Source organism: Psychroflexus salinarum (assembly GCF_042677225.1).
Lineage (GTDB): Bacteria > Bacteroidota > Bacteroidia > Flavobacteriales > Flavobacteriaceae > Psychroflexus > Psychroflexus salinarum.
Map to the genome: position 1 here is coordinate 446,112 of NZ_JBHTIV010000005.1, position 18,333 is coordinate 464,444.

At 35.6% G+C, this 18,333-nt stretch carries 17 protein-coding genes; 8 read left to right on the forward strand and 9 right to left on the reverse strand.

The annotated features are described in order from the left end of the window. Positions 1-36: 36 nt before the first annotated feature. Genes gldD through mutY form a run of 4 tightly spaced genes read right to left on the reverse strand, consistent with a single transcriptional unit; the run spans position 37 to position 3,506 of the window. Positions 37-594 carry a gliding motility lipoprotein GldD gene (gene gldD / locus ACFQ0R_RS04210; RefSeq protein ID WP_379657127.1) on the reverse strand — a complete coding sequence of 186 codons (558 nt, stop codon included), beginning with the start codon at positions 592-594 and terminating at the stop codon, positions 37-39. Further along, positions 587-1,930 carry a gliding motility-associated protein GldE gene (locus tag ACFQ0R_RS04215; protein WP_379657128.1) on the reverse strand — a complete coding sequence of 448 codons (1,344 nt, stop codon included), beginning with the start codon at positions 1,928-1,930 and terminating at the stop codon, positions 587-589. Before ACFQ0R_RS04215 ends, gldD begins: the two co-directional genes overlap by 8 nt. A 19-nt stretch (positions 1,931-1,949) precedes the next feature. Continuing rightward, entirely contained in the window at positions 1,950-2,402 is a 453-nt protein-coding gene (locus ACFQ0R_RS04220) for a single-stranded DNA-binding protein (RefSeq protein WP_379657129.1), read from the reverse strand. A 33-nt stretch (positions 2,403-2,435) separates the two neighbouring features. Further along, a complete protein-coding gene (mutY, locus tag ACFQ0R_RS04225; RefSeq protein ID WP_379657130.1) occupies positions 2,436-3,506 on the reverse strand; it encodes an A/G-specific adenine glycosylase in 1,071 nt (356 codons plus the stop codon). Positions 3,507-3,639: 133 nt separating this feature from the next. On the opposite strand from mutY, the gene ACFQ0R_RS04230 reads away from it, so the two are divergent. From ACFQ0R_RS04230 to ACFQ0R_RS04240, 3 genes are all read left to right on the forward strand, one after another. Continuing rightward, positions 3,640-3,930, forward strand: a complete 291-nt coding sequence (locus ACFQ0R_RS04230) for an HU family DNA-binding protein (RefSeq protein ID WP_379657131.1) — start codon at positions 3,640-3,642, stop codon at positions 3,928-3,930. A 284-nt stretch (positions 3,931-4,214) separates the two neighbouring features. After that, entirely contained in the window at positions 4,215-5,756 is a 1,542-nt protein-coding gene (locus ACFQ0R_RS04235; protein WP_379657132.1) for an Rne/Rng family ribonuclease, read from the forward strand. A gap of 87 nt (positions 5,757-5,843) precedes the next feature. Continuing rightward, positions 5,844-6,335, forward strand: a complete 492-nt coding sequence (locus ACFQ0R_RS04240; protein WP_379657133.1) for a regulatory protein RecX — start codon at positions 5,844-5,846, stop codon at positions 6,333-6,335. Here ACFQ0R_RS04240 and ACFQ0R_RS04245 read toward each other — a convergent pair. The 3 genes from ACFQ0R_RS04245 to ACFQ0R_RS04255 all read right to left on the reverse strand — a co-directional run bounded on the left by ACFQ0R_RS04245 (position 6,321) and on the right by ACFQ0R_RS04255 (position 9,615). After that, positions 6,321-7,214, reverse strand: a complete 894-nt coding sequence (locus ACFQ0R_RS04245; protein ID WP_379657134.1) for a cupin-like domain-containing protein — start codon at positions 7,212-7,214, stop codon at positions 6,321-6,323. The two genes, ACFQ0R_RS04240 and ACFQ0R_RS04245, sit on opposite strands and share 15 nt — an antisense overlap. Before the next feature lie 77 nt (positions 7,215-7,291). Further along, positions 7,292-8,380, reverse strand: a complete 1,089-nt coding sequence (gene bioB / locus ACFQ0R_RS04250) for a biotin synthase BioB (protein WP_379657135.1) — start codon at positions 8,378-8,380, stop codon at positions 7,292-7,294. A gap of 77 nt (positions 8,381-8,457) precedes the next feature. Beyond that, complete coding sequence (locus ACFQ0R_RS04255) at positions 8,458-9,615, reverse strand: beta-ketoacyl synthase N-terminal-like domain-containing protein (RefSeq protein WP_379657136.1); 1,158 nt, start codon at positions 9,613-9,615, stop codon at positions 8,458-8,460. A 179-nt stretch (positions 9,616-9,794) separates the two neighbouring features. Here ACFQ0R_RS04255 and ACFQ0R_RS04260 point away from each other — a divergent pair, with 179 nt between their 5' ends. From ACFQ0R_RS04260 to ACFQ0R_RS04270, 3 genes are read left to right on the forward strand one after another with little or no spacing between them, the layout of a single operon-like run. Continuing rightward, on the forward strand, positions 9,795-10,958 hold the full coding sequence (locus tag ACFQ0R_RS04260; RefSeq protein ID WP_379657137.1) for a PSP1 domain-containing protein: 1,164 nt from the start codon (positions 9,795-9,797) through the stop codon (positions 10,956-10,958). Next, a complete protein-coding gene (locus ACFQ0R_RS04265) occupies positions 10,945-11,442 on the forward strand; it encodes a gliding motility lipoprotein GldH (RefSeq protein ID WP_379657138.1) in 498 nt (165 codons plus the stop codon). Before ACFQ0R_RS04260 ends, ACFQ0R_RS04265 begins: the two co-directional genes overlap by 14 nt. An 18-nt stretch (positions 11,443-11,460) precedes the next feature. Further along, positions 11,461-13,767, forward strand: a complete 2,307-nt coding sequence (locus tag ACFQ0R_RS04270) for a penicillin-binding protein 1A (protein WP_379657139.1) — start codon at positions 11,461-11,463, stop codon at positions 13,765-13,767. Here ACFQ0R_RS04270 and ACFQ0R_RS04275 read toward each other — a convergent pair. Next, on the reverse strand, positions 13,764-14,216 hold the full coding sequence (locus ACFQ0R_RS04275) for a 6-pyruvoyl trahydropterin synthase family protein (protein ID WP_379657140.1): 453 nt from the start codon (positions 14,214-14,216) through the stop codon (positions 13,764-13,766). The two genes, ACFQ0R_RS04270 and ACFQ0R_RS04275, sit on opposite strands and share 4 nt — an antisense overlap. 125 nt (positions 14,217-14,341) lie before the next feature. Between ACFQ0R_RS04275 and ACFQ0R_RS04280 the strand changes: the two genes are divergently transcribed. Together ACFQ0R_RS04280 and ACFQ0R_RS04285 are read left to right on the forward strand one after the other, a co-directional pair. Beyond that, positions 14,342-14,983, forward strand: coding sequence for a 2OG-Fe(II) oxygenase (locus ACFQ0R_RS04280; RefSeq protein WP_379657141.1), 642 nt, complete (start codon positions 14,342-14,344; stop codon positions 14,981-14,983). Positions 14,984-15,186: 203 nt separating this feature from the next. Then, complete coding sequence (locus ACFQ0R_RS04285; protein ID WP_379657442.1) at positions 15,187-17,088, forward strand: recombinase; 1,902 nt, start codon at positions 15,187-15,189, stop codon at positions 17,086-17,088. Here the strand turns inward: ACFQ0R_RS04285 and serA are convergent. Next, complete coding sequence (serA, locus tag ACFQ0R_RS04290) at positions 17,085-18,320, reverse strand: phosphoglycerate dehydrogenase (RefSeq protein ID WP_379657142.1); 1,236 nt, start codon at positions 18,318-18,320, stop codon at positions 17,085-17,087. The two genes, ACFQ0R_RS04285 and serA, sit on opposite strands and share 4 nt — an antisense overlap. Positions 18,321-18,333 lie beyond the last annotated feature (13 nt).

Genomic DNA, 18,333 nt, shown 5'->3' on the forward strand with positions numbered 1-18,333 from the left:
CATTGTAATTACAATTATTTTAGCTAATGTAGGTCCTCATTTCCACTTCAGTGTTTCAATCAGGTGTCTCATGTCTTTCTTCAGGTAGCTAGCTGCAGGAAGAATAGAGTCGTAATTAGGTTTTACTTCAAAATATAAAGAGGCTGTAAGAAAATGAGACGTACTGTCGGTGATGTAGAATTGAGCTTGCGAGGCGGCGTCACCTTCAACCTCGTAGAAATTACCGAAGGTCTGATTTTTTTCGTTTTGATAAACACTAGCTTCTATCATATCCGCTTTTATAGTGTGCTTTTCAGGTAGTTTTTGGGCATCGATAAGCAATTCTCTTAAATTATTTTCAACTGGAGAATAGGTCAGATAGATTTTGGCATTCATCCTAGGATAATCAAGATTTAACCAGCAGGGTTGATTTGGATTGTTTTTTTCCAGGTTTGAGAAGTCATTTTTTTCGAAAGTAAAGGGACAATCGAGATTCACTCTGCTATATTTAGAATCTTCATAATCTAAGGCTAAAAAACCAGATGGTTTAGGCTGAGTAGAATCGCTACAAGAGGATATAAAAACTGAAAAGAGAATTAGAAAAAAACTACGCATTTTCTGCAATTTTATCTTTATTGATCTTCACTTTAAGCTGAACTATTCGTTTGCTATCCAAAGCTTCAACGGTAAAGTCGAAATTACTAAAAGCAATGATTTGCCCTTTCTTTGGAAAGCCCTTTGAAGACTCAAGTACAAAACCAGCAAGAGTTTCAGCCTCCCCTTTATTGGACTCAAATTCTTCACTTTTAAGGTCATCTAGCTTTAATATTTTATAGAAGTCTTTAAGTGGTGTTTTTCCTTCAAACACGTAGGTGGATTCATTAATTTTAGAATAAATCACATCCTCATCATCAAACTCATCGCTAATATCTCCTACAATTTCCTCGATAATATCCTCCAAAGATATCAAACCACTTGTTCCTCCGTACTCATCAACTACAATGGCTAAATGGTTTTTTTGTTCCTGGAAATCGGCAAGAAGATCATCTAATTTTTTGTTTTCTGGAACAAAGTAAGGCTCTCTAACTAGATTTTGCCATTCAAAATTCTTTTCTTGGAGATGTGGTAATAAATCTTTGATATACAATATTCCTGTGATATTATCTACATTATCTTCATAAACAGGAATTCTAGAATATCCATTTTCCATAATTTCTTCTACCACTTCATGAAAAGTTTGCTCCACATTAAGCGCAAAAATGTCAAGCCTGGGACGCATGACCTGTTTGGTATCTGTATTTCCAAAAGATACAATCCCTTGAAGAATTTTCTTCTCATCTTTTGAAGTATCATCTTCACTTGTGAGTTCCAAAGCTTGAGATAACTGATCAACACTCAGATTGGTTTTTTGTTTACCAAATCTATTTTGTATCAAATTGGTTACGGAACGCATTGGGACGCTTAGTGGTGTAAGAAGTCGATCTAGAATACTCAAGGGCACTGACATGAAATGAGCAAAAACTACATTATTTCTGTTGGCATAAACTTTGGGCAATATTTCACCAAACATCAAGATGAGAAAGGTAACTAAACCTACATCAATAAGGAACTTGAGACTTATGCCAAAAAACAAGGTGTTACTATCTCCATAAAAAGTCTCACTAATTGAGGCGTAAAGTAGAACAATAGCGATATTTATAAAATTGTTAGCTATTAAAATCGTAGCTAATAATTTCTTGGGTTTATCTAATAAGTTAATAATGATCTGTTCTTGCTTCGACACATTTCCTTCTTTAACATCAAAATCTGATGGCTTCAAGGAGAAAAGTGCGACTTCCGAACCTGAAATAAGTGCAGAAGATACAAGCAGAATAAAGAAAAATATTATTTTGAATACATCTGTAAATTCAATTACTGAAAATAAGATGTAACTCGAGGGACCGGGTTCCAAAATTTAAAGAATTTTTGTTTTAAAAAGGTAAATCGTCTTCCTCCTCTTCCATTGCTTTAGGAGCTGGTGAAGGTTTCGGATTAGGCTTAGGTTGAGAAGCTTGGGGGTTTCCCGCGCTTTCAGAATTAGCACCATCTTTTGGTGTCAAAAAGGTAAATTCTAAACATTGTATTTCTGTAGAATACCTGTCCATACCTTTGTCATCTTGCCATTTACGAGTTTTTATGCGTCCTTCGATGTAAACTTTATCTCCTTTTTTGAGGTATTTTTCACAAATTTCAGCAGCCTTATTTCTCACAACAATGTTATGCCATTCGGTATTGCTTACTTTTTCGTTAGTCGCTTTATTGATGTACTCTTCATTCGTGGCCAGAGGAAAACGTCCAATACAGTTTCCGCCTTCAAAATAATGCATTTTCACCTCATCGCCTGTATGGCCAATAAGCATAACTTTGTTGAGTGTTCCTGCCATAATTTTAAATTTATGTAAATGTAAGAAAAAGAATTATGCAATAGGAAATTCAGATTCTATAAAATTTTGAATTAGCACTGGCACAGCAAGTTGCCTCAAGTTTTTTATTTTACAAATTTCAAATTTATTTGAAAATTTCAAATCGGATAATTGCCCATTGATCTCAATTTCAATAAAAGTCGACAGTATTTTTCTGTGGGATAAAAGATGAATGACGGGCTCCTCATTATAAATCTTTATTTTCTCAATCCTTGCAAGAGGCATTCCTGTCGCCTCATTTATTTCTTCAGAAGTAGGAATTTCTTGTGGATTTTCGGACTCGATAAGAGGAAATTCATAAAGGCCTTGCCAAATTCCTGCTCCCCTTCTTTTTTTTACGATTGTATTTCCTTCTGAATCTGAAAGTACCAAATAATTGAAATATCGTTTTTTCACTTTGGTCTTCTTAAGCTTAACTGGTAATTCATCTTGAATACCTTGCTGAAAAGCGGTACAGTCGTGTTGAAAAACACAAAACATACATTTTGGAGATTTGGGTTTACAGTGTAAGGCTCCAAACTCCATTATTGCCTGATTATAAATTGAAGGATTTGAAGAGTCTAGTAATTTTTGAGCTTTAGTTTTAAATTCTTTTACACCCTCTGTAGAATTGATTGGAGTATAAATTCCTAAATACCTAGAGAGGACACGTTGCACATTTCCATCAACTACTGCTACAGGTTCTTCAAAAGCAAATGATGCAATTGCGGCAGCTGTATAATCACCTATTCCTTTTAATGTTTTAAGCTCCTTAAAATTATCAGGAAAATCTCCATTTAAGTTTTTACTAACATACTGAGCGGTGAAATGAAGATTTCTCGCTCTTGAGTAATACCCCAAACCCTGCCATAATTTTAAAACCTCATCTTCACTTGCATCTGCTAGATCATGAACCGTTGGAAATCTCGATACAAATTTCTGGAAGTATGGCAGACCCTGCTTGACTTGGGTTTGCTGTAATATAATTTCACTTAACCAAATAATATAAGGGTTTTTGGTATGTCTCCATGGCAAATCCCTGTGTTCAACCTTGTACCAATTTAGCAGACGTTTAGAGAAATTCATTTCAAGTTTTTTGCAAGTATAATTCATATCCGCCTACTATTTAGAGCATTGTATTTATATATTGCGGATAAATTACTTATATTTGCAAACTCAAAAAAATATAAGATTAATCCTGAATAAATATTTTTGAATTATGACGAAAGCAGATATTGTAGCTAACATTTCGGAAAAACTCGGTTTAGAGAAAAATGAAGTTCAAGCTACTGTAGAAACCTTTATGGATGAGGTAAAGAATTCTTTAGAAGGTGGAGATAATGTGTATCTAAGAGGTTTTGGAAGCTTTATCGTAAAGACCAGAGCAGAAAAGACAGGTAGAAATATCTCAAAGAATACTACGATTAAAATTCCAGCTCACAATATTCCAGCATTTAAACCTGCAAAAGTATTTGTAGATGGAGTTAAAGAAAACGTTGAAATAAAATAAATTTAATAATCTAAAAAAACAAGGCCTATGCCAAGCGGTAAGAAAAGAAAAAGACATAAGGTAGCCACTCACAAAAGAAAAAAGAGAAGTAGAGCTAACCGTCACAAGAAAAAGTAGTTCTTCAACTACTTTTTCTTATTCGATACGTTCTTTGACATCGAAGTTCAACTCCTTGAATTTCTATATTATTTTAATTGTAATCCTTTTTCTGAAAAGAATTGTTAGGATTACTTATGTATAATTTTAGTCTGTAAATTATTATAGACTCCTAAAATCTAATAAGCGTGAATAAGGAATTAATAGTACGTTCTAGTTCCGACGCTGTAGATTTTGCCTTATTAAAAGATGGAAGGCTTATAGAGCTCCATAAAGAAACAGAAGGATTCGATTTCTCTGTTGGTGATATTTTCTTAGCAAAAATAAGAAAAGCTTTACCAGGTCTCAATGCTGCATTTGTAAATGTAGGCTATGAAAAAGATGGCTTTTTACACTATCATGACCTAGGCCCAAACGTCAAAACAATGTTGAAGTTTGTAAAAAAAGCGACCTCCAATCAATTGAAAAGTTTCTCTTTGAGGGATTTTCCTTTTGAAGAAGAAATCGATAAAAACGGATCCATAGCAGATACGCTACACTCCAATCAATCTGTTCTTGTACAAGTAGTAAAAGAACCTATCTCTACAAAAGGCCCGAGATTAAGCAGTGAACTTTCTCTTGCAGGGCGCTATATCGTTTTGGTCCCTTTTTCGGATAGAGTTTCAGTTTCGCAAAAAATTGAAAGCAAAGAAGAAAAAAATCGGCTCAAGCGATTAGTAAAAAGTATTAAACCCAAAGGTTTTAGTGTCATTATCAGAACTGTTGCAGAAGGCAAGAAAGTCGCTGAAATTGACCAAGACCTTCAAAATTTGATGAAACGATGGGAGAATATGTGCAAAAAGCTAAGTAAAGCACATCAACCCTCTAAAGTTTTGGGTGAGCTTAATAAAGCTTCATCAATATTAAGAGACATGTTCAACGACTCATTTACATCTATAAGTGTAGATGATGATGTTACATTTACACAAATAAAAGATTATGTCGGAAAAATATCTCCAGACAGAGAATCTATTGTTTCTCATTATAATTCTAACGTTCCCATATTCGAAAAGTATGGCATAGAAAGACAAATCAAGACGTCTTTTGGTAAAACCGTAACCATGAAAAAAGGAGCTTATCTAGTTATAGAGCACACAGAAGCAATGCATGTGATAGATGTAAATAGTGGAAACAGAAGCAATAAGGCAAAAAATCAAGAAGATACAGCACTCGAAGTCAACATGATAAGCGCAACAGAAATAGCGCGTCAGTTGAGATTAAGAGACATGGGGGGAATCATAGTCGTAGATTTTATCGATATGAACAACCCAGACAACCGAAGAAAACTTTACGAACATCTTAAAGATGAGATGAGCGATGATAGAGCAAAACATAAAATCTTACCTCCAAGTAAATTTGGGTTAATCCAAATCACAAGGCAGCGTGTTCGTCCAGAGATGAACATAAAAACTCGTGAAAAAGATCCAAATATCGACGGGGAGATTGAAGCTCCTATTGTAATTGTAAACAAAATAAATGCAGATTTACAAAAGATCTTGAAAAAAGGAAATAAAAAGATAACGCTCACAGCACATCCTTTTATAGCAGCCTATCTTATGAAAGGGTTTCCTTCTCCAAGAAGCAAGTGGTTTTTTGATTTCAAAAAATGGGTGAAAATCCAACCACGAGATGCTTACAATTACCTTGAATATCATTTTTATGACCAAGACGGATCAGTCATCAAAGTTTAAGTTGTTGATATAATTTTTAAAACCCCATATTCCATTGAGAATATGGGGTTTTTTGTTTTTGTACTTTTGCAAACACATTATTTTAAAATGCCAAAAGAAAACTTCAAACCCAAGAAATCCCTTACAGTAGATGAAGCCCTGCTCAAAGTGATGAATTACTGCGTTTACCAGGATCGTTGTCACCAAGAGGTGGAGCAAAAACTCTACGATCTTGAAATGTATGAAGATGCTAAAGCCTACATCATCACCAAACTCATTGAAGAAGATTTCCTTAATGAAGAACGCTTTGCCAGAAGTTATGCCCGTGGCAAATTCAGAATAAAAAAATATGGCCGATTAAGAATTACAAAAGAATTGAAAGCTAAAGATATTTCTGCCTACAACCTAAAAGCAGGTTTATCTGAGATTGATGAAGATGATTACCTCAAGACTTTGAGGAAATTATCTGAGCAAAAACTAAGGACATTAAAAGATCCTAACGACTACAAGAAAAGGCAAAAACTTTACCAGCATTTAGCTTACAAAGGCTACGAAACTGAGTTGATTTATGATGTTATCAATGATTTACTCCCCATGTAATTCTTTCTCTATCCTTCTCTCTTGTCGAGTATAAGCCACCTTATTTTTATGCTCTATCCATTGATCACCTTTAAGTTTTCGCATTATATTTTCAAAACCTCTCATAATGGTCAAGTTGTAAACTGCTTTACTTAAATTCTTAGCACTTCTGGGTAAAGTTCTTAAGCTCATAGAAAATCCTGGAGTAAGGTAAGTCATGTTATGCCAATAACCTTCTGGCATATATAGGGCTTCACCGTGTTCCAGATAAGCTTCGTAACCCTTCGCCAATTTTAAGGCTGGGAATTTTTCTAAATCTGGATTATTGAAATCGATCTCGTTTAGACTTATGAGCGCATTTGGTACTTTATAAAGGTATTTAGTTTCTGAAGGTGGGTAAATAATGCAGCGCTTTTTTCCTTCAAAATGAATATGAAGAATGTTGGCAAAATCAATATCATAATGCATGAAAACTGAAGAGTTTTCTGCACCAAAAAACAGAAAAGGCAGTTTCTTCAGGAAATTGACTCCAAGATTTGGCATCTTAAAATGCTCCTGTAGTTCAGGAACTTCTTTCATCATATTGAAAAGAAATATCCGATAGTCTGTTGGTCCTTTTTTTAAAAGATCTACATAGTCTTTCAGCTTCATTTTGGCATGAGGCTCATTGAATTTATCCTTTGCGGATACTGGTCTGTTATCGTACAAAGGCACTTCAATTTCACCAGCTATTTCCTTAAGATAAGACAGCGACCACTTCTTATAAGCCGGCCACTCATGGGTAAGTTGTTCTATTACGACAGGCTTTTGAGGCTTTACGTATTTCTCTACAAAATCCTTTGGAGAAATGGTTTTTACTCTATCGACAGCCTGAAGATTGAGTTTTTGGTTAGACTTCATAATATACAAAAATAAGCTTCATTTTGGGATTAACCAAAATGAAGCTTATTGCAACTTAAAAATAGGTTTAAAAAAAACTAAATTTTAGTCTTAGCCTTTTGTTTTGCCTCGACATTACGTTCTATCGTATGACCTGGTCTTGACCATTTTGGCTTTTCGCCAAGAGGTTGGTATTGTGATTCTTCTGCTGAAACCGATTGTGGCTGAGATTTTTTCTCAAATGGTTTTTGAGGCTCAAGTCCTAATAATTTGAACATTTCCATGTCTTCGTTTACATCAGGATTTGGCGTGGTCAATAATTTATCACCTGCAAAAATAGAATTAGCACCAGCAAAAAAGCACATCGCCTGACCTTCTCTACTCATATCAGTTCTGCCAGCAGAAAGTCTTACTTGTGTTTCTGGCATTACAATTCTAGTCGTCGCTACCATACGCAACATTTCCCAGATGGATACTTTTTGTTGTTCTTCTAAAGGCGTTCCTTCAACAGGTACCAGTGCATTAATCGGTGTAGATTCTGGTTGAGGATTCAAAGTTGCCAAAGCGACCAACATGCCTGCTCTATCATCAAGAGATTCACCCATACCAATAATGCCTCCACTACAAACAGTCACATTACTTTTCCTGACGTTACCGATTGTGTCCAATCTATCCTGGTAACCTCTTGTAGAAATTACTTCTTTATAATATTCTTCTGAAGAATCTAAATTATGATTGTAAGCATAAAGTCCAGCTTCAGCAAGACGTTGTGCTTGATTTTCTGTCACCATTCCCAAAGTACAGCAAACTTCCATGTCTAGTTTATTGATAGTTCTCACCATTTCCAGAACGTTGTCAAACTCTTCCCCATCTTTCACATTCCTCCAGGCCGCACCCATACAAACTCTAGAACTACCTGAAGCTTTTGCTCTCAAAGCTTGCGCTTTCACCTGAGAAACGCTCATCAAATCATTTCCTTCAATATCTGTATGATAACGAGCCGCTTGTGGACAATAGCCACAATCTTCTGGACAACCGCCAGTTTTAATAGACAACAAAGTTGAAACTTGCACTTTATTTGGGTCGTGGTGTTTTCTATGTACGGTTGCTGCATCATATAGCAGCTCCATTAAAGGTTTATTGTAAATGTCTAAAATCTCTTCCTTAGTCCAGTCGTTTCTTGTCATGGTATATTATTTAATGATTCAAAAATAGAAAAAACTAGTTGTATTATCTATTCTGAAAAATATTTGAGTCAAATTAATTATAAAATTTTAGGTTTTTCTAGCAAAATACTCACTGCATTCCCGCCAAATCCTACGGCATTCACCAAAACGGATTGAATAGGTTTTGAAGATTTGGGTTGTTTATAAAATGGATTTTCGAAAAATTCGCCTGTGTTCAACATCAGTAAAGCCATTTCGATATTCAACATTCCTGAAGCACCAAAGGTGTGACCTAGCTTCCATTTGTTAGTGGTGAGTAAGGGAACTTCTTGAAATGTTTTTTGAATGGCACTCACCTCTGCCTGATCTCCTTTTTTGGTGCCTGGAGCGTGAAGAACCACAGCATCTACGTCAGTTTTCCCAGCTTCTTCCAATGCCATTTTCATAGATTTCTGAAAGCATTTAGCATCCGAAGAAATAGAAATATTGTGAGTGATTTGTTCCGTAGCATAACCAAACCCTGTGATTTGAGCCAAAGCGTTTTCTGGATTTTTTGACATGACAGCCGTCGCAGAACCTTCTCCAAGAATCAAGGAATTCTCAAGTTTGTCCAACTTTAAACTTTCACATGGAAATTCAGTTTCAAGTTTTGAATATAATTTCAAAGCTTGCATTTGAGCAACTGTAAATTCTGTAAGTGGCGCTTCAGAACCGCCTACTAAAAACATATCGCACATTCCGGCTTCCAACCAGGCTTTGGCATTGAGCATGGCATGCAGAGCTGTAGAACAGGTGATAGAATGGCTTATGTTAGGGCCATCGACACCCAAATCTTGAGCTACCCAAGATGAAATATTTCCCAAAGTCGTCGTAGGAGAAGTCAATGGTGACAGTTTTTTACCTTCCAGAAAATCTTTATAATGATTTTCAAATAAGGCTGTAGCACCACGAGACGAACCAATATTGATTCCCGTAGATCGGGGTTGAAATTTCAATCCAGCAATCGCTTTTCTAGCCGAATGCATCGCCATGAGCACAGACTTATCCAAATCTTTATATCTGGTGTTTTCCTGAGAGAGTTTTTCGATTTTTTCTGAAGAAGATACAAAAAGACTTGCGCCTAGGACAGAGGTATTTTCCCATTCCAATTTTGAAAAGTGGGTAGAGTCATTTTGGTAATTCTCCAAGATTGTTTCTTGATCATGACCTAAAGCAGAAATGGATCCGAAACCGTTGATGTATATGGGGTGTTTCAAGCTAATTTAATTTTTGAAGCAAAGATCGAAAAAACTAAATCTACACGCTATTAAATTCAGAATAAGTCGGAAAAAGCATTATAATGTCTCTAGTAATTATTTGGTATCTTTGAATTTCTAAATAAGAATAATTAATCTTCAGCGTTTTAATTTAAGAAGCGCTTCAATATATATAATTTATGGGATGTAGCAGTTGCTCGACCGGAAAGGATGGCCAACCTAAAGGCTGTAAAAATAACGGGACATGCGGAACAGATGGATGTAATAAACTAACGGTTTTTGACTGGTTATCTGATGTAGAGCTGCCTGGAGATCAGGTAGCTTTTGACTGCGTCGAAGTTAGATTCAAGAATAGTAGAAAAGAATTTTTTAGAAACACAGAAAATTTGACGCTTTCCATTGGAGATATAGTTGCCACTGAGGCTTCTCCAGGTCACGATATTGGCATTGTTACGCTTACCGGAGAATTGGTAAGAGTACAGATGAAAAAGAAAAATACAGATCCTACTTCTAATGAAGTGGGCAAAGTTTATAGAAAAGCCTCTCAAAAGGATATTGACGTTTGGCAAACTGCCAGAGAACGCGAAGATGCAATGAAGGTGAAAGCCAGGCAGATCGCTATTCGCCTCAATCTGAAAATGAAAATAAGCGATATCGAATTTCAAGGCGATGGTTCCAAGGCTGTTTTTTATTACACAGCAGAAGAGCGTGTGGACTTTAGACAACTGATTAAAGAATTTGCTTACGAATTTAAGACCAGAATTGAGATGCGCCAGATTGGATTTAGACAAGAGGCAGCGAGACTTGGAGGCATTGGCTCTTGTGGTCGTGAGCTTTGTTGTTCTACCTGGTTAACTGATTTTAGGACCGTGAAAACTTCTGCAGCAAGATATCAGCAATTATCACTAAACCCACTTAAACTTGCTGGACAATGTGGAAAATTAAAGTGTTGCCTCAATTATGAATTAGATACTTATCTTGAAGCATTGAAAGATTTTCCAAGACAAGATCAAAAATTAACCACCCAGAAAGGTGATGCCGTTTGTCAGAAAATTGACATTTTTAAAGGAAAACTTTGGTACGCTTACGAAAAAGAATACAACAACTGGATTGAGCTGGATACAGACGCTGTAAAAGTGATTTTGAAAGCACAACGAGAGAAAAACCCTGTGGCAAGTCTAGAGGAATTTACCTCTGAAGTTGCTACTGAAAAGACAGAGTTTTCTAATTCATTTGGTCAAGATAGTTTAACCCGTTTTGATAAACCAAAACGAAAAAAAACGAAAAACAAAAGAAAATCTAGTAAACATAAGAAGTCGAAAAAGAACAATGCGAACTCATAAATTATATCTCCTAGTTGGCTTTTGTATTTGTTTTGTTGGTTGTAAGGAAAATATAATATTTTCAGAATATGAAAGTTTTTCCGATGGCTGGTCAAAATCGGATACTTTGGTCTTTAACTTTAAAGCACCGGACACTATAAAACCTTATCATTTATTTTTTAATACCAGAGTGAATCAAGACTACGAATTCAGTAATTTATACCTAATTGCAAATATTTCTTTTCCAAATGGAAAACAGATTGGAGACACTTTGGAATATGAAATGGCCTATCCCGACGGAAAACTCATGGGTAATGGTTTTGGAAGTGTAAAAGAGAGTAAATTATGGTATAAATCAAATGTAGTTTTTACTGAAAAAGGGAACTACACAGTAGAAGTAAAGCACGCTATGCGTAAATTTGGAAAAACAGAAGCGCTAGATACGTTGCAGGGAATAATGGACTTTGGCATACATTTGGAGACAACCAAACAGGCTGAAAATTAATGCTTTTTTTAAATTATTATGAGTAAAACATCATCACCAAAAAAGGGATTCAGAAAATATATTCTTGGCTTTTGGATATTGTTTTTTATAGGAATTCTAAGTATCGTTTTTATTTTTCTTCTAGCTAGCTGGGGCGCATTGGGCCCAATGCCGACTTTTGAAGAGCTTGAAAATCCAGAAACCAATCTGGCTACCGAAGTGATTTCTGCAGATGGGCAAACTCTTGGTAAATATTTTAAAGAAAATAGAACGCCCATAAATTATGAAGATCTGCCAGATCATCTGGTCAACGCACTAGTTGCAACAGAAGATGAACGATTTTATAGCCATTCCGGAATAGATGCAAGAGGAACTTTGAGAGCTGCTATTTATCTTGGAGAGAAAGGTGGCGCAAGTACAATTACTCAACAGCTTTCTAAACTTCTATTCACAGACCCTAATAAAAGCGGGACTTTCAATAGAATTATACAGAAGGTAAAAGAATGGGTAATCGCTATTCGACTGGAAGAACAATATACTAAAAATGAGATAATTACCATGTACCTCAATAAGTTTGATTTTTTATATCAAGCTGTTGGAATACGTTCTGCTTCTAGAATTTATTTTTCAAAAGAACCTATAGACCTTACATTAGAAGAATCTGCTACGCTTGTAGCAATGTTGAAAAATCCAATTCTCTATAATCCTGTTAAAGATCAATTTAAAAATAATTCTAAACAAAGAAGAAATCAGGTATTAAGACAAATGGAGAAAAATGAGTTTATAACTACAAGTGTAAAAGACTCATTACAAAAGTTACCTCTTGGCACCAACTTTTCTCCAGAGCAACACGATGACGGTATTGCTACTTACTTTAGAGCATACGTTCAAGAATTTATGAAAGACTGGATAGACGATAATCCAAAACCAGACGGAAGTTCATTTAGTATGTATCGAGATGGATTGAAGATTTATACAACTGTAGATTTCAAAATGCAGACTTATGCCGAAACAGCAGTTGAAAAACATCTCAAAAAACTTCAGAAGGAATTTAATCGTCAAAATGAGAATAATACAACAGCTCCTTTTAGAGATATTGATGCTTCAGAAATAGAAAAGATTCTTCAGAAAGGAATGAAAAACTCTGATCGTTTCAAAACCATGAAACGAAGAGGAATAGCAGAAGATTCTATTATGGCAACCTTTAATAGAAAAAGAGAGATGCGCCTGTTTTCCTGGGAAGGTCCTATTGATACATTGATGACGCCAAAAGATTCAATTAGATATTATAAATCATTCCTGAATACTGGGATGATGTCCATGACACCACAAACTGGTGAGATAAAAGCCTGGGTAGGCGGTGTGAATTATAAATTTTTTAAATACGAGCACGTTAAACAAGCTAAACGACAGGTCGGTTCTACCTTCAAACCATTTGTCTATGCAACTGCTATAGATCAATTGCACCTGTCTCCTTGTGATCAATATCCTAATACTCCTTTTACCATTCCAAAAGGGAGACACGGAGTAACGGAGGACTGGACACCTTCCAATAGTGGTGACGATTATGGTGGTGTAAAAACTTTGAAACAGGCTCTCGCAGAATCTATCAATACCATTACTGCAAGAGTTATAAATAAAACTGGGCCAGAAAGTGTAATCAGTTTGATTGATAAATTGGGTATTGACACTTCAAGAATAGACCCTGTTGCTGCCATAGCCTTGGGAACAGCAGATATAAGTGTATATGATATGGTGTCTGCTTACAGCACATTTGCAAACAAAGGCGTTTATGTAAAACCTTATGCTATACAACGCATAGAAGATAAAAATGGAACTATTCTCTATCAACATCAACCTCAAAGTCGTGATGTATTGAGTGAAGAATCTGCTTTTGTCACAATAAAACTTTTGGAAGGAGTAACTGAATTTGGCTCGGGTAGACGATTAAGACTCGATTCTGAATATGCAAAAAACACGGAAGCCTACAAGAGAGCCGTGACCGGATATCCTTATGCTTTTGAAAATCCAATCGCTGGAAAAACAGGAACTACTCAAAATCAAAGTGACGGCTGGTTTATAGGTATGGTACCCAACCTTGCTACTGGCGTCTGGGTAGGTGGAGAAGATAGAAGTGTGCATTTTCCAACAATTGCTTACGGACAGGGAGCTACTTTAGCTTTGCCGATTTGGGGCATGTATATGAAAGACGTTTACGCTGATGAAAGTCTCAACGTTTCCAAGGAAGAGTTCGAAAAACCTGATGACCTAAGTATTCAGATTGACTGTGATGAATCATCAGAAGAAGAGGAAGATGCTAATTCAAAGTTTAAAATAGATTTCTAAGCATTATCACTAGCATACCATTCTGCGAAAGCAGTTCCTGTTTCTCTCAGCTTGAGTGAGTGTAACATGATATTTTTATCTAGTTTTCTAGAAATCTTTTTAGCAAAATCGGCTATCATATTTTCACTTGTAGGCTGGTAATCTACTAATACAACATCATGTCCAGAAGATTTCAAATGCTCCGCAAGCTTTAAATGTGGCGTGTTTTTATTGAGTAAAATAGCATGGTCCATAATGTCTACAACCTCAGTCTTCACAATTCGTTTGAGATCCCCAAAATCAATGACCATTCCACATTTCACATTATCCATATCTGTGATGGGTTCTCCAATAACTGTCACATCTAGTTTGTAGCTATGTCCATGAACGTTTTTACACTTCCCGTCATATCCGTAGAGCGCGTGAGCGGTTTCAAAAGTAAATTGTTTTGTAATTCTAATTTTTGCCATGATTTCAAATATTATTGCAAAGGTACTGGATTTAAAAAATTGATTTAGAAATTAATCGATGAAAAAATAATATCAGATTATTATTTTATAAGCTAAATTTAAAGACTGAACTTTTACGACTATTAATGACTAAAACACTTTTGACCGAGTCTATTTCTTTTGAGGAAAATCCTCTGTATGAAAACATCATTTCTGATATTTTGGAAAAAGGATTTTCTATTTGCGACTCTTTTATTGAAGAACATCTGGTTGACCTTTTAAGAGAAAAAATTAAAGCTCTGTATAATCAAAGTGGTCTAAAAAAAGCCGCTATTGGTAATAAAGTCAATGAATCTATAGAGAAAACTATCCGTGGAGATTATATCCAATGGATTGATGAACAGAAAGCAGATTATGTGGAACAAAGATTTTTTGAATGTATCAGCGATTTTAAAAATTACTTGAACAAAACCTGTTTTATGGGTCTTTTACATCAAGAATTTCATTACGCAGTTTATCCTGCAGGCACATTTTATCAAAGACATATAGATACGTTTCAAAATGACGATAGACGTAAGCTTTCTATGGTTTGCTACCTCAACGATCACACTTGGAAAACTACCAATGGTGGCGAGCTAGCATTGTACCCAGAAAACTTACCAGAAATTATAGTACATCCTTTACCAGGTAGAGTTGTCATTTTTGAAAGTCAACGCCTAGAACATGAAGTAAAAGAGGTCATAAACGAAGAACGACTTAGTATCACTGGTTGGTTAAAAACAAGATAATCTATCTGCTTTATACTTTAAAGCAAATAAAATTAGTACTTTAACTAACCATGGCTGATAAAAAACAGGATTTAAATAATCTATTTGAGACTTATTTCAAAGATGAGTCTTGGGAAAATATATCTGCGCAGGTAGATTTACTTGCCAAACTGGTTCATTTCTTCTGACCAAATAATATAGATAAAGAAAAGCCTGTTTCCTTAATTGTTTTAATTCATTTACTTGAAGAGAACAATGAGTATAGAAAACAGTTTGCCAAGTACATTAATGTTTTACTAAAAAAGAAAAGTTTTTATTCCCTTATAAGTGATGCAGGAATCCCTGAAGAATCTGATTTTTTCTTTGAAATAAAAGAAAAACTCTTTGCTAAAATATTACCAAAACAACCTGAAGAAGACAGGTTAGAATACATTTTGAATCAGGTGTTTTACAAAGCAGATGATACCGATTGGGTAGAACTAATCGACCCTAACGAATTTAGAATTCTTTTTGAACTTTTAGAATTTAAGCCCATTCAGGCTTCAGTAGAAATAGGTTCTCCATTGTCTGAAGTTTTATTTGCTTTAGAAATCATGGCTTCTAGAATTTGCGGTAACGTACTAGAGACTAAAGTGATGAGAATGACTCCTGAATACAACAATCTAGATAGTCCATTTCTCGCCTTTCAAAAAGAATTAAGTCAGATTGAGGAACGAATATTAAACGATGATTCTCATTTTATAGATCCCGAGGATGAAGATTTCAAACATCTTAATGTCTTATTGCAACAGTGCAAAGATTACGTCAGTATAGCTTTTAAAAACAGTAGAAAGTTTGGTATTTCACTTAGGGTCAATCAAGACTTGATGCGTATCAAAAGGCAACTTTTAAGAATAGAAGTGAGCCTGCCTTTTTTATCGGGTAAGGATAAAAATGACCTGCGGGAGAATACTATAAATCTCGGGAAGTGTCTTATCAAGCATAACTGCTATAAAAATAATTTAAGTAAGTTTTTTGACGAAGGTACTCGTCTTCTGTCTTATGAAATTACTGAGCAGACAGCCAAAACTGGACAGCATTATATCACCAATAATAAAAAAGGCTATTTCAAAATGCTTTTGACCTCTGGAGGAGGTGGTCTTATTGTGGGGCTTTTGTGTGTTTCAAAAGTCTTAATATCAAAACTGGAATTGAGCAGTTTTGGTGAAGCCTTCTTTTACAGTATGAACTACTCTATAGGTTTTGTCATTCTTTACCTTCTTGGGTTTACTTTGGCTACCAAACAGCCAGCAATGACAGCTTCTACACTTGTGTCTGCTTTAGAAAGTGGCATGAAAAAAGGTGGCTCAAGACGAACCAAGCACCAGGTCTTTGCCAAGCTATTTTCTGAAGTGTTTCGCTCTCAATTTGTGGCTTTTATAGGCAATATCATTATGGCCTTTCCTGTGGCTATGTTGGTTGTTTATTTAGTTGACATCAATTTGGATTACAATATTCCCGAAGCCAAATGGGATAAGCTAATTCATAAATTAAATCCAGTGACCTCTCTTGCCATTCTTCACGCTGCGATAGCTGGTGTATTTTTATTTATTTCTGGTATAATTGCCGGTGGAATTTCGAATAGAAACAAATTCAATAATGTATATTCCAGAATAGGGAGGCACCCTTACCTCAAGAGAAAATTCAGCAAAAAATTTGCTTTAAAGCTAGCCAAATTTGTTGAAAACAAATGGGCGGGTATTATGTCCAACTTTTGGTTTGGTGTGTTTATGGGAAGTACCGCTTCTATAGGTGTGTTTTTCGGCCTTAACCTAGACATTCGCCATATTGCTTTTTCTAGTGGAAATTTCGCCTTAGGAATGTATGGCTCTGGTTTCTCTCTCACTACAGAAATGATTATCTGGTCACTTCTTGGAATTTTCCTTATCGGACTGATGAACTTTAGTGTAAGTTTTGGCCTGTCAATAGCCTTGGCTTTTAGGTCTAGACGAATTCCCTTTACAGAATTTTCAGCCATTACACTTTCTGTATTAACCTATTTTTCAAACACGCCTAGCGTATTTATATGGCCGCCAAAACATCAACCTAATGAAGATATAAAAACCAAAGATGAAAAGAAATCCTAATAAAGGATTCTAACACTTATAGTATTGTCTATCTTTTTAAGCTCTTTTAAGGTGTCCAGAGAGTCATTCTTCGCTATATCAAGTACAACATAGCCCACATCAATATTGGTGCTTAGGTATTGCCCCAGGATATTGACATCCAACTTAGATATTTTGGAGTTGATTTCAGAAAGCACACCAGATACATTTTTGTGAATATGAAGAATTCTGTGTGTGTCTTCCATTTTTGGTAATGACAATTCTGGAATAGAATGACTTCCAATACTTGCCCCGCTTTCAATGTATTTAATAAGTTTACCAGAAACATCAAGACCAATATTCCATTGTGCTTCTTCTGTAGAACCGCCAATATGTGGTGTCAAAATCACATTAGAAACATTCTGAAGTGGTGAGGTGAATTTTTCAGTTTTATTTTTCGGTTCCTCAGGAAAAACGTCCACTGCAGCTCCGCCTATTCGTCCATCTTTCAAAGCTTTTTTCAAAGCTTCAATATCCACCACATCTCCCCGACTCATATTTATCAATAATTGACCTTTTTGAAACCAATTTAATTTCTTCTCGTCAAATAAACGCTTAGTTCCATTATTTCCTGGAACATGAAGCGTGATAATATCACAATCTTCAACCAGAGTTTTTAAATCCTCAACTTCTTCTGCATTGCCAAGCGGCAATTTATTTTCAACATCATAATAAAATACCTTCAGTCCTATAGCCTCAGCCAAAATAGAAACCTGAGAGCCAATGTGTCCGTAACCAACAACGCCTAGTTTCTTCCCACGAATTTCGTGAGCATTTGTAGAATCTTTATCCCATTCTCCAGCATGAGCCGCCTTATCTTTATCTGGAATACGTCTTATCAACATAATGGCAGAAGCGATGACTAGCTCCGCTACAGACCGCGTATTACTAAATGGCGCATTGAAGACACAAACTCCAGCCTTATTGGCCGCGTCTAGATCTACTTGATTGGTTCCAATACAGAAACAACCAATCGCAACCAATTTTTTTGCTTTTTTAATAACATCCTCTGTCAGTTGTGTTTTGGACCTCACACATACCACTTTAGCATCTTTCAACACTTCATCCAATTCTTCACCAGATAAAGCACCAGAATACTGCTCAATTTGGGTATAACCAGCTTTTTTAAAAGATTCAACTGCAGATTGACTTATACTTTCTAAGAGAACAATTTTCATTTTACTCTTGGGAAAAGACGTTTTGAGTGGTGACATAGTGATTCTGTGT

Bases quoted from the DNA above. Each gene is read 5' to 3' on its own strand.
- ACFQ0R_RS04280 (WP_379657141.1), top strand. From the start codon at position 14,342: ATGACTAAAACACTTTTGACCGAGTCTATTTCTTTTGAGGAAAATCCT.
- ACFQ0R_RS04230 (WP_379657131.1), top strand. From the start codon at position 3,640: ATGACGAAAGCAGATATTGTAGCTAACATTTCGGAAAAACTCGGTTTA.
- ACFQ0R_RS04240 (WP_379657133.1), top strand. From the start codon at position 5,844: ATGCCAAAAGAAAACTTCAAACCCAAGAAATCCCTTACAGTAGATGAA.
- ACFQ0R_RS04260 (WP_379657137.1), top strand. From the start codon at position 9,795: ATGGGATGTAGCAGTTGCTCGACCGGAAAGGATGGCCAACCTAAAGGC.
- mutY (WP_379657130.1), bottom strand. From the start codon at position 3,506: ATGAATTTCTCTAAACGTCTGCTAAATTGGTACAAGGTTGAACACAGG.
- ACFQ0R_RS04220 (WP_379657129.1), bottom strand. From the start codon at position 2,402: ATGGCAGGAACACTCAACAAAGTTATGCTTATTGGCCATACAGGCGAT.
- serA (WP_379657142.1), bottom strand. From the start codon at position 18,320: ATGTCACCACTCAAAACGTCTTTTCCCAAGAGTAAAATGAAAATTGTT.
- ACFQ0R_RS04265 (WP_379657138.1), top strand. From the start codon at position 10,945: ATGCGAACTCATAAATTATATCTCCTAGTTGGCTTTTGTATTTGTTTT.
- ACFQ0R_RS04275 (WP_379657140.1), bottom strand. From the start codon at position 14,216: ATGGCAAAAATTAGAATTACAAAACAATTTACTTTTGAAACCGCTCAC.
- gldD (WP_379657127.1), bottom strand. From the start codon at position 594: ATGCGTAGTTTTTTTCTAATTCTCTTTTCAGTTTTTATATCCTCTTGT.
- ACFQ0R_RS04245 (WP_379657134.1), bottom strand. From the start codon at position 7,214: ATGAAGTCTAACCAAAAACTCAATCTTCAGGCTGTCGATAGAGTAAAA.
- bioB (WP_379657135.1), bottom strand. From the start codon at position 8,380: ATGACAAGAAACGACTGGACTAAGGAAGAGATTTTAGACATTTACAAT.
- ACFQ0R_RS04270 (WP_379657139.1), top strand. From the start codon at position 11,461: ATGAGTAAAACATCATCACCAAAAAAGGGATTCAGAAAATATATTCTT.